This window comes from Amycolatopsis sp. NPDC003861, from assembly GCF_053605405.1.
In genome coordinates this window covers 1-12,830 of sequence record NZ_JBSGJD010000268.1, presented here as the reverse complement: position 1 = coordinate 12,830, position 12,830 = coordinate 1, and the positions used below count along the sequence as shown (strand labels likewise).

11 protein-coding genes are annotated in these 12,830 nt (G+C 72.9%); 7 read left to right on the top strand and 4 right to left on the bottom strand.

Features of this window, described 5'->3' with window-relative positions; translation table 11 throughout:
• Window positions 1-56: 56 nt before the first annotated feature.
• A complete protein-coding gene (locus ACWEVN_RS40600) occupies window positions 57-1,682 on the bottom strand; it encodes an ABC-F family ATP-binding cassette domain-containing protein (RefSeq protein WP_452054837.1) in 1,626 nt (541 codons plus the stop codon).
• Window positions 1,683-1,838: 156 nt separating this feature from the next.
• Window positions 1,839-2,315, bottom strand: a complete 477-nt coding sequence (locus ACWEVN_RS40595; RefSeq protein ID WP_310972969.1) for a MarR family winged helix-turn-helix transcriptional regulator — start codon at window positions 2,313-2,315, stop codon at window positions 1,839-1,841.
• Between the two features lie 146 nt (window positions 2,316-2,461).
• On the opposite strand from ACWEVN_RS40595, the gene ACWEVN_RS40590 reads away from it, so the two are divergent.
• The 3 genes from ACWEVN_RS40590 to ACWEVN_RS40580 all read left to right on the top strand — a co-directional run bounded on the left by ACWEVN_RS40590 (window position 2,462) and on the right by ACWEVN_RS40580 (window position 5,197).
• Window positions 2,462-3,049, top strand: a complete 588-nt coding sequence (locus ACWEVN_RS40590; RefSeq protein ID WP_452054836.1) for an ArsR/SmtB family transcription factor — start codon at window positions 2,462-2,464, stop codon at window positions 3,047-3,049.
• Window positions 3,046-4,275 carry an MFS transporter gene (locus ACWEVN_RS40585; RefSeq protein ID WP_452054835.1) on the top strand — a complete coding sequence of 410 codons (1,230 nt, stop codon included), beginning with the start codon at window positions 3,046-3,048 and terminating at the stop codon, window positions 4,273-4,275. The genes ACWEVN_RS40590 and ACWEVN_RS40585 overlap by 4 nt, the downstream gene beginning before the upstream one ends.
• A gap of 88 nt (window positions 4,276-4,363) precedes the next feature.
• A complete protein-coding gene (locus ACWEVN_RS40580) occupies window positions 4,364-5,197 on the top strand; it encodes a metallophosphoesterase family protein (protein ID WP_310972966.1) in 834 nt (277 codons plus the stop codon).
• On the opposite strand, the gene ACWEVN_RS40575 is transcribed toward ACWEVN_RS40580, so the two are convergent.
• Window positions 5,192-5,737, bottom strand: coding sequence for a CGNR zinc finger domain-containing protein (locus ACWEVN_RS40575; RefSeq protein WP_452054834.1), 546 nt, complete (start codon window positions 5,735-5,737; stop codon window positions 5,192-5,194). The two genes, ACWEVN_RS40580 and ACWEVN_RS40575, sit on opposite strands and share 6 nt — an antisense overlap.
• A gap of 38 nt (window positions 5,738-5,775) precedes the next feature.
• Here ACWEVN_RS40575 and ACWEVN_RS40570 point away from each other — a divergent pair, with 38 nt between their 5' ends.
• On the top strand, window positions 5,776-6,678 hold the full coding sequence (locus ACWEVN_RS40570) for a phosphotriesterase family protein (protein ID WP_452054833.1): 903 nt from the start codon (window positions 5,776-5,778) through the stop codon (window positions 6,676-6,678).
• A 1-nt stretch (window position 6,679) separates the two neighbouring features.
• Here the strand turns inward: ACWEVN_RS40570 and ACWEVN_RS40565 are convergent, their stop codons facing one another.
• Window positions 6,680-7,585, bottom strand: coding sequence for a PAC2 family protein (locus tag ACWEVN_RS40565; protein WP_086839241.1), 906 nt, complete (start codon window positions 7,583-7,585; stop codon window positions 6,680-6,682).
• Window positions 7,586-7,623: 38 nt separating this feature from the next.
• Here ACWEVN_RS40565 and metH point away from each other — a divergent pair, with 38 nt between their 5' ends.
• From metH to ACWEVN_RS40550, 3 genes are all read left to right on the top strand, one after another.
• Entirely contained in the window at window positions 7,624-11,178 is a 3,555-nt protein-coding gene (gene metH, locus ACWEVN_RS40560; RefSeq protein ID WP_452054832.1) for a methionine synthase, read from the top strand.
• Between the two features lie 47 nt (window positions 11,179-11,225).
• Window positions 11,226-11,858 carry an HAD family hydrolase gene (locus tag ACWEVN_RS40555; RefSeq protein ID WP_452054838.1) on the top strand — a complete coding sequence of 211 codons (633 nt, stop codon included), beginning with the start codon at window positions 11,226-11,228 and terminating at the stop codon, window positions 11,856-11,858.
• Between the two features lie 58 nt (window positions 11,859-11,916).
• Window positions 11,917-12,830, top strand: a 914-nt coding sequence (locus ACWEVN_RS40550) for a bifunctional transcriptional activator/DNA repair enzyme AdaA (RefSeq protein WP_452054831.1), incomplete at its 3' end; no start/stop codon positions are given.

Below are 12,830 nucleotides of genomic sequence, written 5' to 3'. Positions count from 1 at the left end.
GACGAACCCGGGCCCGGCACTCCCGCGAGTGCCGGGCCCGGTCCGGGGATAACACCCTATACTGGCCGGCCCGCGGCCAGCTCCAGGTGGTCGCCGGCCCAGTCCCGCCGCAGCCACCGGTCGTGGGACGCGATGACGACCGCGCCCGGCGCCGTCTCCAAGGCCGCGAACAGCTCTTCCGCCAAGGTCAGCGATATGTGGTTCGTCGGCTCGTCCAGCAGGAGGACGTCCGGCGGTTCGGCCAGCAGGATCGCCAGCGCCAGCCGCCGCCGCTGGCCGACCGAAAGCGCCCCAACGGGCTGCCGCAGATCCCGTGACGCCAGCAGACCGAGCCGGCTCAACGGGGGAGCGTCCTCGCCGAGCGCGTCCCGGTACACCCGGGCCGCGGTCCGCTCCGGTGCGGCGAACACGACGTCCTGCTCCAGCAGCCCGACCCGGACGCCGTGTCCGAAGTGGACCGTCCCGGCCGCCGGGGCGAGCCGGCCGGCCAGCACCGACAGCAGGGTCGACTTCCCGGCGCCGTTCCCGCCGGTGACGAGCAGCCGGGCCGAGCCGTCGACGTCCAGCCGCGGCAGCGACAGCCGTCCCGGGACTTCCAGCGAGCGCACCGAGATGGCCGGGCCGTCGCCGGTCGCGCGGCCGGTGAGCTCGGCCCGGAACCGCAGCGGCGCCGGTGGTTTGCGGACCTGGTCGCGTTCCAGGTTCTCCAGCCGCTGCTCGGCGTCGCGCACCCGCCGCGAGATCGTCTTCTGGACGCGGGCGCCCTTGAAGTGGTGGATGAACTTGTCGTTGTCGCGCGGGCCGCGGCCGTAGGCGACGTTCCGCGCGGTGACCGCGACGGTTTCCCGCAGCTCCTTCAGTTCCTCCTGCTCTTCGGCGTACCGCTGCTCCCACCGGGCGCGTTCGGCCTTCTTGTGGCCGAGGTAGTCGGTGTAGCTGCCGCCGTAGCGCACCGCGCCGCCGGCCTGCCGGTCGGCCGCGGCCGGGTCCAGGTCGACGATGTCGGTGCAGACGGCGTCGAGGAACACCCGGTCGTGCGAGGACAGCACCACGATCCCGGTCAGCTCGGTGAGGTGACGCTCGAGGAACGCCATCGCGCTGTCGTCGAGGTGGTTGGTCGGCTCGTCGAGCAGCAGCGTCTCCGGCTGCCGGATCAGCAGCGCGGCCAGGCCGAGCCGGGACCGCTGCCCGCCGGACAGCGTGCCGAGCCGCCGGTCCGGGGCGACGCCGCCGAGGCCGAGCCCGTCGCAGACGAGCTTGGCGCGGCGGTCGGCGTCCCACAGGTCGTGGGCCTGGGCCCACTCCAGGACCCGGCCGTACTCCTCGAGCACGCCCGGGTCGTCGGGCCGGTCGGTCATGGCGGCGGTCAGCTCGTCGAGCCGGGCCGCGGCGGCGCGGATCTCGGCGAGCGCGTCGTCGAGCACGTCGGCGAAGGTGGCGTCCAGGGCGAAGGGGAGTTCCTGCAGCAGGAACCCGACGTCCGGGCCGCGGAGCACCTCGCCGGAACGCGGTTCTTCGAGCCCGGCGAGCAGGCGCAGCAGGGTGGACTTGCCGGTGCCGTTCTCGCCGACCAGGCCGAGCCGCTGCCCGGCCGACGCGGTGAGGGAGACGCCGTCGAGGACGACGCGGGTGCCGTAGCCGAAGACGACGTCCTTGGCCTGCAACGGGAAATCGGGAGACATGTGCGATCACCGGGCCCTGGGGGAAGAAAAGCGGGGATCCACGCCGGGCGTCGTGGCACGCGGGAGCGTCGGCTCGACCGGTGCCGCCTCAAGCGGGATGGGCGCGGTTCAGTTCCTCATAGTGGAACCAGGTTAACGCAACAACCGTAGAGTTAGTCAACGGGTTATGGCCTGGGTCACATCCGGCAGGTCCGCCGTCGACCGTTCGGCCGCCGCGGTGCCGTCGGTGAGGAATTCGAGCAGGGCGGTCAGCTGGCGGCGGTCGAAGCGGGCCAGGCGTTCACCGACGAACCGGGCCATCGGCGCGTACAGCTCGGCGAGTTCGGCCATCCGGTCGGGCAGCGGCCGGACGACGAGCCGGCGGCGGTCCGCGGGATCGGGCGCGCGCTCGGCGAGCCGGTGCCGCTCCATCCGGTCGAGCAGCCGGGTGAACGCGCCCGTGCTCATCCCGAGCAGCCGGGCGAGCTCGGACGGCGAATCGCTGACGCCGCCGTGGAGCAGGTGCAGGCAGTGCAGCTCGGTCGGGGTGACGGCCATCCGCTCGGCGACCGCCGCGTGGAAGAGCGCGGTCGACCCGACGAACCGGGGGAGGGCGAGGGCGGCGGCGGTGGCGAGTTCGCGCTGGTCGGGCAACGTCCATCCCAGGTTCGGTGACGACGCAGTCACTGCCCGGTGCAGTCACTGCCCCGCGAACGATAGCGGAGCCGCTTGACAGACCCGCAGGCGGGACGAACTATGAAAGAAGACTTTCGAAATAGTTCTTTCAGATTGGACGACCGATGGCCGGGCTGCCGCCGCGCAAGCGGATCGAAGACGTCGAGCTGCTGCGCGCGCTGGCGCACCCGCTGCGGTCGGCGCTGCTGAACCACCTGACCGCGGTCGGCCCGCGCACCGCGAGCGAGTGCGCCGAAGCGGTCGGCTCGACGGCGTCCAACTGCAGCTGGCACCTCCGGCAGCTCGCGCAGTACGGCCTGGTCGAGCGGGCCGACGCCGAGGACGGCCGGGAGCGGCCGTGGCGCGCCCGGCAGGTCGGTCTGGAGCTGGGGGAGCCCGCCGACGACCCGGCGCACCGGGCCGCGCAGCTGGGCGTGGTCGGCGCGCAGTTGAGCCACGAGCAGGAGCTGACCCAGCGGTACCTGGACTCCTTCGACGACCTCGACCCGGCCTGGCGCGCCGCGACCGGGCTGGCCACCTACGCGCTGCGCGTCACGCCGGCGGAGCTGACCCGGCTGACCGAGGCGATCGACGCGCTGGTCCGGCCGTACGTCGGCGCCATCCGCGCCGACGCCCCCGCCGACGCGCGCCCGGTGCACGTCGGCCTGCGGGCGTTCCCGCGCATCGAGCACTCGGGGAAGGCGGAGGAATGAAGCAGCTGCTGGGGGTTCCGGCGTTCGCGCGGCTGTGGGTGGCCGCCTTCTTCGGCGAGACGGCCGAGTGGATGCTGCAGGTGGCGTTGCCCGTCTACGTCTTCCAGCGCACCGGCTCCGCCGCGACGACGGCGCTGAGCATCGTGCTCGGGCTGCTGCCCGCGGTGCTGCTGAGCCCGGTCGCCGGCGTCGTCGCCGACCGGTGGAACCGTCGCGCGGTGCTCTTCGGCGTCTGCTGCGGGCTCGCCGTGGTGGCGCTGCCGCTGCTGGCCGAGCCCGGCGTCACCTTGGTCTACGCGGTGATGGCCGCCCAGGCGGCACTGGCGTCGGTGTTCGAACCCGCGCGCAACGCGCTGGTGCCGGAGCTGGTCGGCGTCGCGGAGGTGACCGCGGCCAACGGGCTGATGAGCGTGAACGGCAGTGTCGCCCGGCTGGCCGGCGGCTGGGCCGGGGGTGCCCTGCTGGGCTTCGGCGGGCTGACCGACGTCATCACCGGCTACCTGGCCGTGCTCGTGGTGGCCGCGGCCCTGCTGGCCAAGCCGTTCCGCCGGGTCGCCGCGCCGGCACCGGTGGTGGCGCGGGAACCGGTGGTGCGCGCCTGGCTGACCGGCCTGCGCGAGCTGACGCACAACCCGCGGCTGCGGCGCACCGGGCTCGCGCTGGTGTTCACGTCGCTGGCGCAGGGCATGTTCCTGGTGCTGTTCGTGGTCTACGTCCTGGACGTGCTCGGCGGCAGCGAAGCCGACGCGGGGCTGCTGCGGGGTGTGCAGGCGATCGGCGGGCTGGCCGCCGGGTTCGCCCTGGCCACCGTGGCGCGGCGGGTCGCGCCGACGGCGCTGCTGGGCTGGGGTTCCCTCGCGCTGGGGCTGGTGTCCGCGCTGATCTGGAACCTCTCGCTGGTCACGACGGCGCTGGGGCTGTACGTCGGGTTGTTCGTCGTGGTCGGGGCGCCGGGCGTGGCCGTCGGCGCCGGGGTGTTGTCGGAGATCCAGAGCGTGGTGGCACCCGAGCGCGCCGGCCGGGTGCTGAGCACGACGTTCGCCGCCGTGGCCGCCTGCACGACCGCCGGCGCGCTGCTGGCGGGCGCGCTCGTCGCGACGACCGGGCCCGCCGTGCTCCTGAACGTCCAGGCCGGCGTCTACGTCGTCGCCGGGCTGCTGGTGCTGCTCCCGCGCCGGGGGTGGACCCGGCAGCCGGCCTGCCGGGCGGCGTCGGCGAGGTCGTAGAGCGCCGACGTGCTGCCGTCGGCGCCCGGCGCGAAGGGATCCGCAGGTTTTGCCTAGCTTCCCCGGCGGCGGTCGTTACGGTGGAGGGGTGCCGCACCTGTTCGCCACCAGCGACCTCCACGTGACCCACGAGGGCAACGGCCCCATCCTCGACTCGGTCGTCCCGGAAACCCCCGAAGACTGGCTGCTCGTCGCCGGCGACGTCGCCGAGCTGGCCGAGGCCACCATCGGGACGCTGAAGACCCTGCGCAGCCGGTTCGCCAAGGTCGTCTGGGTGCCGGGCAACCACGAGCTGTGGACGACGAAGAACGACGACTGCCAGCTGCGCGGCCAGGCCCGGTACGAGTACCTGGTGGAGCAGTGCCGCGAGATCGGCGTCCTGACCCCGGAGGACGAGTTCCCGGTCTGGACGCACGGCCCGCGGCCGCTGACGATCGCCCCGCTGTTCCTGCTCTACGACTACAGCTGGCGGACCCCGGAGGCCGAGGGCAAGTCCCTGGAGGAGGCCCTGCGCCAGGCCCGCGAGGCCGGCGTGGTCTGCACCGACGAGTACTTCCTGTACCCGGACCCGTACCCGAGCCGCCAGGCGTGGTGCGCGGACCGGCTGAAGATCAGCACCGAGCGCCTCGACGCGATCCCCGAGGACCACGGCACGATCCTGATGTCGCACTGGCCGCTGCACCGCCACCCGACGGCGCCGCTGTACTGGCCGGAGTTCGCGCTGTGGTGCGGCACGACGAAGACCGAGGACTGGCACGTCCGCTACCGCGCGGAGATCGCGGTGTACGGGCACCTGCACATCCCGCGCAGCACCGAGGCCGACGGCGTCCGGTTCGAAGAGGTCTCGCTGGGTTATCCGCGCGAGTGGCGCAAGCGGGCCCGCGGCGCGGTGCCGATGCGCCGGATCCTGTGGCCGTCATGATCCCTCGCGCCGCCGCTCCCTGAGGGCGCGCACCCGCCCGCGGCTGGCGCACGCCGGGGACGGGCACCACCGCCGCCGGCCGCCCGGGTCGGCGAACACCCCGCGGCAGTCCTGCTCGGGGCAGGCGCGCAGGTCGTGCCGCAGGGGGCCGGTGAGCCAGTCCGTGGCCTGGTGGGCCAGCCGGGCCAAGGCGGCCGCGGCGGTCGGCGGGGCACTCCGGTGCAGCCGGTCCAGCGCCGCCAGGTGCACCGGCTCCTGGGCAAGTGCCTGCGCCAGGGCCCGGACCTGCTCCGCGGTCGGCGCGAGGCCGTCGACCGCGCCGAGAGCCAGGGGCCGGAGTGTCTCGCGGAGTTCGCGGGCCCGGTCCAGGTCGGTGTCCGTGACCGGGGCGAGCGGGGTCAGCTCGGACAGAGCGAGCCACTCGCGCAGCCGCGCAGCCGTCGGCAGCCGCTCGACCGGCTGCGCGCCGAAGTGCCGGCCGCGGGTGGCCAGGAGGTTCAGCCAGGGGGCGCCCATGTCGAGGCGGAAGTCTTCGGACACCTCGCCAGCGTAACGGGTGAGGCGTTACACTGACGATCGTGACTGGGGAGCCGAAGGTCCGGACGGTGCTGGGTGACATCGATCCGGCCGAACTGGGCGTGACGAACTCGCACGACCACCTCTTCTTCGCCTCGAAACTGCTGCCGGGCCAGGAGCTCGACGGCCGGGAGCCGGCCACGGAGCAGGTGCTCCACTTCAAGGCGGCGGGCGGTGCGGCCCTCGTCCAGTGGACGCCGCACGGGCTCGGCCGCCGGATGCCGGAGCTCGCCCGGATCGCGCGGGAGACGGGCGTGCACCTGGTGGGCGCCACCGGCCTGCACCGCGCCGAGCACTACGCGCCCGCCGCACTGAGCCGGCTCGTCGACGACCTCGCCGGCGTCTTCGTCGACGACCTGACCGGCACCACCGCACCGCGCGCCGGGCTGATCAAGGTCGCCGGCGCCTTCCACACGATCGATGCGCACGCCCGGCTGACGATGACCGCCGCCGCGGTCGCCCACGAGGAGACCGGCGCGCCGATCGCCGTGCACCTCGAACTCGGCACGGCGGGCCTGGAGACGGTCGACCTGCTCTGCGGCAAGCTCGATGTCCCACCCGAGAAGGTGATCCTGGGGCACCTGAACCGGAACCCGGACCCGCCGCTGCAGCGGGAGATCGCCGAGACCGGCGTGTTCCTCGGCTTCGACGGTCCGTCGCGGGCCAACCACGCCACCGACCAGCGGCTCTTCGACGGCCTCGAAGCGCTCGTCGAGGCCGGGCACGGCGGGCGGATCCTGCTGGGCGGCGACACCACGACGGCCGCGGCCCGGTTCCAGCCGGGCGCGGCCTACCTGCTCACCACGCTCGCGCCGCGGCTGGCGCAGCGGCTCGGCGGCGACGTCGTCACGGCCCTGCTGGTGGCGAACCCCGCGCGGGCGTTCGCCACCAACTGGCGCCGGTGACTCAGCGCAGGCCGAAGCCTTCCTGCCCGCCGCCACGGCCGCGGCGGCGCAGGTAGCGCTCGAACTCCGCGGCGATCTTGTCGCCGCTCACGTCCTGCTCCGCGACCTCGCTCTGGGCGTCGCCGCGCTCCTCGAGGCTGCGGACGTACTCGCTGATCTCCTCGTCCTCGTCGGCCATCTCGCTGACCGTGCGCTGCCACTCCTCGGACTGCTCGGGCAGCGCGCCCAGCGGGATTTCGACGTCGAGGATGTCCTCCAGCTTGTGCAGCAGCGCCAGCGTCGCCTTCGGGGACGGCGGGTGCGACACGTAGTGCGGCACCGCGGCCCAGATCGACACCGCCGGGATGCCCGCCTGCACGCAGTAGTCCTGGAGGATGCCGACGATGCCGGTCGGGCCCTGGTAGTTGTTCAGGTCGAGGCCGTAGAGCGAGGCCGTGTCCTTGTCGTAGGCCGTTCCGGTGACCGGGACGGGCCGGGTGTGCGCGGTGTCGGCGAGCAACGCCCCCAGCGTCACCACGGTTGCGACGTCGAGCTGCTGGATGTGCTCCAGCAGCTCCGCGCAGAACGCGCGCCAGCGCATGTTGGGCTCGGGGCCCTGGACGAGGACCACGTCGCGGTCGAAGCCGTCGGGGCGGCACACCGACAGCCGCGTCGTCGGCCAGTCCACCCGTCGAGTGACGCCGTCCACCATCCGGACGGTCGGGCGGCTGACCTGGAAGTCGTAGTAGTCGTCGGGCTCCAGTTCCGCCAGCGGGGTGGCGTCCCAGTTCAGCTGCAGGTGCTCGACCGCCCGGCTGGCCGCGTCACCCGCGTCGTTCCATCCTTCGAAGGCGACCACCATCAGCGGCCGGGTGGGTTCGGGGCGGCCGCCGGGCGGCCGCGGGGTCTCGTCGACGGGCTCACTCACCGGACCAGCCTACGACCACCGGCCTTACGCTGTTCAGCATGTCCGACGGCCTGTCGTCCCCGTTCCTCGACGCCCTCCGCTCGCGTGTCCTGGTGGCCGACGGGGCGATGGGCACCGCCCTGCAGGCCCACGACCTCGGCCTGGACGACTTCGGCGGTCTCGAAGGGTGCAACGAGATCCTCAACGTCACCCGGCCGGACGTGGTCCGCTCGGTGCACCGCGGGTACCTCGAAGCGGGCGCGGACGCCGTCGAGACCAACACTTTCGGGGCCAATTTCGCCAACTTCGCCGAGTACGACATCACCGGCCGGATCTTCGAACTGGCCGAGGCCGGCGCCCGGCTGGCCCGCGAAACCACCGACGAGTTCGCGACGCCCGGCCGCCCGCGGTTCGTGCTCGGCTCGGTCGGGCCCGGCACCAAGCTCCCGACGCTCGGCCACGCGCCGTTCACCACGCTGCGTGACGCCTACCGCGAGGAGGTCCGCGGCCTGCTCGCCGGCGGTGCCGACGCGGTGATCGTCGAAACCACCCAGGACATCCTCCAGACGAAGGCGTCGGTCATCGGCGCCAAGCGGGCGATGGCGGCCGAGGGCCGGTCCGTGCCGGTCCTCGTTTCGATCACCGTCGAAACGATCGGCACCATGCTGCTCGGCACCGAGGCCGGCGCGGCGCTCGCCGCGCTCGAACCGCTCGGCATCGACGTCATCGGGCTCAACTGCGCCACCGGACCGGCCGAGATGAGCGAGCACCTGCGGCAGCTCGCCAAGCACGCCCGGGTGCCGCTGTCGGTCATGCCGAACGCCGGCCTGCCCGAGCTGGGCCCGGACGGCGCGGTCTACCCGCTCGGCCCGGAAGCCCTGGTCGAGGCGCTGACCGGGTTCGTCCGCGAATTCGGCGCCGGCCTGGTCGGCGGCTGCTGCGGCACCACCGGCGAGCACATCCGGCAGCTCGCCGAGGCCGTCGCGGACACGGCACCGGTGCCCCGGCGGCCGCGGCCCGAACCCGGCGTGTCGTCGCTCTACCAGGCCGTGCCGTTCAAGCAGGACGCCAGCGTGCTGGTGATCGGCGAGCGGACCAACGCCAACGGCTCGAAAGCCTTCCGCACCGCGATGCTCGACGGCCGCTGGGACGACTGCGTCGAGATCGCCCGCGAACAGACCCGCGACGGCGCCCACCTGCTCGACCTGTGCGTCGACTACGTCGGCCGTGACGGCACCGCGGACATGGCCGAGCTCGCCGGGCGCCTGGCCACCGCCTCCACGCTGCCGATCATGCTCGACTCCACCGAGGTCGCCGTGCTGCGCGCGGGCCTCGAACGCCTCGGCGGCCGGTGCGCGGTCAACTCCGTCAACTACGAGGACGGCGACGGGCCCGAGTCGCGGTTCACCCAGGTCATGGACCTGGTCAGCGAGCACGGCGCCGCGGTCGTCGCGCTGACCATCGACGAAGAAGGCCAGGCGCGCACCGCGGCCAAGAAGGCCGACATCGCGACCCGGCTGATCGGGGACATCACCGGCAAGTGGGGCCTGCGCACCTCCGACGTCATCATCGACGCGCTCACCTTCACCATCGCCACCGGCCAGGAGGAGTCCCGCCGCGACGGCATCGAAACGATCGAAGCCATCCGCGAGATCAAACGCCGCCATCCCGACGTCCAGACCACCCCGGGCCTGTCGAACATCTCCTTCGGGCTCAACCCGGCCGCGCGGCAGGTGCTGAACTCGGTGTTCCTGCACGAGTGCGTCCAGGCCGGGCTCGACACCGCGATCGTGCACGCGTCGAAGATCCTCCCGATGGCCCGGATCCCGGACGACCAGCGCGCGGTCGCCCTCGACCTCGTCCACGACCGCCGCCGCGAGGGGTACGACCCGCTGCAGGAGCTGATGGCCCTGTTCGAGGGCGTCAGCGCGGCGTCGTCGAAGGCGTCGCGGGCCGAGGAGCTGGCCGCGTTGCCGCTCTTCGAACGCCTCGAACGCCGGATCGTCGACGGCGAGCGCAACGGGCTCACCGACGACCTCGACGCCGCGCTGGAGCAGCGGCCCGCCCTGCAGATCATCAACGACACGCTGCTGTCCGGGATGAAGACCGTCGGCGAGCTGTTCGGCTCCGGGCAGATGCAGCTGCCGTTCGTGCTCCAGTCCGCCGAGGTGATGAAGGCCGCCGTCGCCCACCTCGAGCCGCACATGGAGTCCGGCGACGACTCCGGCAAGGGCCGGATCGTGCTGGCCACCGTGCGCGGCGACGTCCACGACATCGGCAAGAACCTCGTCGACATCATCCTGTCCAACAACGGCTACGAGGTCGTCAACCTCGGCATCAAGCAACCCATCACGACCATCCTCGACGCGGCCGCCGAGCACGGCGCCGACGCGATCGGGATGTCCGGGCTGCTGGTGAAGTCGACGGTGATCATGAAGGAGAACCTCCAGGAGATGAACTCCCGGGGCGTCTCGGCGCGCTGGCCGGTGCTGCTCGGCGGCGCCGCGCTCACCCGGTCCTACGTGGAGAACGACCTGACCGAGCTCTACCTCGGCGACGTCCGGTACGCGCGGGACGCGTTCGAAGGCCTGCGGCTGATGGACGCGATCATGGCCGCCAAGCGCGGGGAGTCGCCGCTCGTGGACGCCGACGCGGAGAAAAAGCGTCAGGAGCGCAAGGAACGCCGCGAACGCTCGCTGCGGATCGCCGAGGCGCGCAAAGCCCGCAAGGCCGAGGAGGCAGCCCTCGACGGGCCGCCGCCCGCGCGCTCGGACGTCGCCACCGACGTCCCGCTGCCGAGCCCGCCGTTCTGGGGTTCGCGGGTGGTCAAGGGCGTCGCGCTCGCCGACTACGCCGCGATGCTCGACGAGCGCGCGACCTTCATGGGTCAGTGGGGGCTCAAGGGCGCCCGCGGCGGTACCGGGCCGACCTACGACGAACTCGTCGAGTCCGAGGGACGGCCGCGGCTGCGGTACTGGCTCGACCGGCTGACCGCCGACGGCGTCCTCGCCCACGCCGCCGTCGTCTACGGCTATTTCCCGTGCGTCGCCGAGGGCGACGACCTCGTCGTGCTCACCGAGCCGTCGCTCGACGCGCCCGAGCGGGTGCGGTTCACCTTCCCGCGGCAGCGGCGCGACCGGCGGCTCTGCCTGGCCGACTTCTACCGCCCCCGCGAGGCGGGCGAAGTCGACGTCGTGCCGTTCACCGTCGTCACCATGGGGCAGCCGATCGCGGATTACGCGAACGAGCTGTTCGCCGCCAACGCCTACCGCGACTACCTGGAGGTCCACGGCCTCGGCGTCCAGCTCACCGAAGCGCTGGCCGAATACTGGCACTGCCGCATCCGGGGAGAGCTCACCTTCGCCGGCGGTGTGGCGGTCGCCTCAGAGGACCCCGACGACGTCGAGGACTTCTTCAAGCTCGGCTACCGTGGGGCGAGGTTCTCCCTGGGCTATGGCGCCTGTCCCGACCTCGAAGACCGGGCGAAGATCGTCGCCCTCCTCGAACCGGGCCGGATCGGCGTGAAGCTGTCCGACGAGTACCAGCTGCACCCCGAGCAGTCGACCGACGCGATCGTCTGCCACCACCCCGAAGCGAAGTACTTCAACACCTGATCCGGAGGGAATCCACTGTGGACGGTCTCGACGCCGTGTTGTGGGACATGGACGGCACGCTCGTCGATTCCGAGAAGCTGTGGGACGTCGCCCTCTACGAGACAGCGGAATTCCTCGGCGGCAAGCTTTCCGAAGAGCAGCGGATGACGCTCGTCGGGTCCAACATGGACGACACCTCGGCCTACCTCCTCGAGGTGGTCGGCCTTCCGGTGACGCCGGAAGCGATCGCGTCGACGGGGGCGGAGATCCGCCGCCGCACGGCCGGGCTCTTCGACGACGAGCTGCCGTGGCGCCCCGGCGCCCGGGAAGCCCTGACGGCGGTGCGCGAGGCGGGCCTGCGCTCAGCGCTGGTCACCTCGACCGAGCGCGAACTGACCGAACTCGCGCTGAACACGATCGGCCGGGACTTCTTCGACGTCACCGTGTGCGGCGACGAAGTCGAAGGTCTGAACAAGCCCCACCCGCGGCCGTACATCAAGGCGGCCGAGCTGCTCGGCGTTTCGCCGGAGCGCTGCGTGGCGGTCGAGGACTCGCCGCCGGGCACGGCTTCGGCGGTCGCGGCGGGCTGCACGGTGCTGGTCGTGCCCAACGACGTCGAGGTCGAGCCGGGGGAGCGGCGGGTGTTCCGCGACTCCCTGGTGGGCATCGACGTGCCGGCGCTGGCGGCCCTGCTCGGCTGACCACGACCATGTCGCTTTTCCGCTAGCCCGGGTCGCCGGAGTCCGCGATGCTGGCGTGGTGCATGAGGACTTCGAACGGTGCGTGCGGGCCGTGCAGGCGAAGGACGCCCGGTTCGACGGGTGGTTCTACTGCGCGGTCCTGACGACCCGGATCTACTGCCGGCCCAGCTGCCCGGTCGTGCCGCCCAAGCGGCAGAACATGAGCTTCCACCCGAGTGCCGCGGCCGCGCAGCAGGCCGGGTTCCGGGCGTGCAAGCGGTGCCGTCCCGACGCCAGCCCGGGCTCGCCGCTGTGGAACGAACGCGCAGACCTCGTCGCGCGGGCGATGCGGCTGATCGCCGACGGCATCGTCGACACCGAAGGCGTCCGCGGCCTCGCCGCCCGCCTCGGCTACAGCGTCCGGCAGGTCGAACGCCAGGTGTTCGCCGAACTCGGCGCCGGACCCCTGGCGCTGGCCCGGGCCCAGCGCGCGCAGACCGCGCGGACGCTGATCGAGACGACCACGCTGCCGATGACCGAGCTGGCCCTGGCCGCCGGGTTCGGCAGCATCCGGACGTTCAACGACACCGTCCGCGAGGTGTTCGCGCTCTCGCCGACCGAACTGCGGCAGCGCGCGAAGGGCCGGCCCACCGCGGCGCCCGGCGCGCTCGTCCTGCGGCTGCCGTACCGGAAGCCGCTGTGCCCGGACAACCTCTTCGGGCACCTGGCCGCGACCGGCGTGCCGGGCGTGGAGGAGTGGCGGGACGGCGCCTACCGCCGGACGCTGCGGCTGCCGCACGGCCACGGCGTCGTCGCGCTGCGGCCCGAGGACGGGCACATCGCCTGCCGGCTCAGCCTGGCCGACCTGCGGGACCTGCCCGCCGCGACCAGCCGGTGCCGGCGGCTGCTGGACCACACCGCGGGCGCCGGCTGCTCGCTGGCCGCCAAGCTGCCGGTGACCGGGGGTTACGACTACACCGCGCACGGTCCGAA

What these genes read in the sequence shown, in the direction of transcription:
- ACWEVN_RS40600 (WP_452054837.1), bottom strand. Translation starts at nt 1,682, where the DNA reads ATGTCTCCCGATTTCCCGTTGCAGGCCAAGGACGTCGTCTTCGGCTAC.
- ACWEVN_RS40590 (WP_452054836.1), top strand. Translation starts at nt 2,462, where the DNA reads ATGGCCGGGCTGCCGCCGCGCAAGCGGATCGAAGACGTCGAGCTGCTG.
- ACWEVN_RS40585 (WP_452054835.1), top strand. Translation starts at nt 3,046, where the DNA reads ATGAAGCAGCTGCTGGGGGTTCCGGCGTTCGCGCGGCTGTGGGTGGCC.
- metH (WP_452054832.1), top strand. Translation starts at nt 7,624, where the DNA reads ATGTCCGACGGCCTGTCGTCCCCGTTCCTCGACGCCCTCCGCTCGCGT.
- ACWEVN_RS40555 (WP_452054838.1), top strand. Translation starts at nt 11,226, where the DNA reads ATGGACGGCACGCTCGTCGATTCCGAGAAGCTGTGGGACGTCGCCCTC.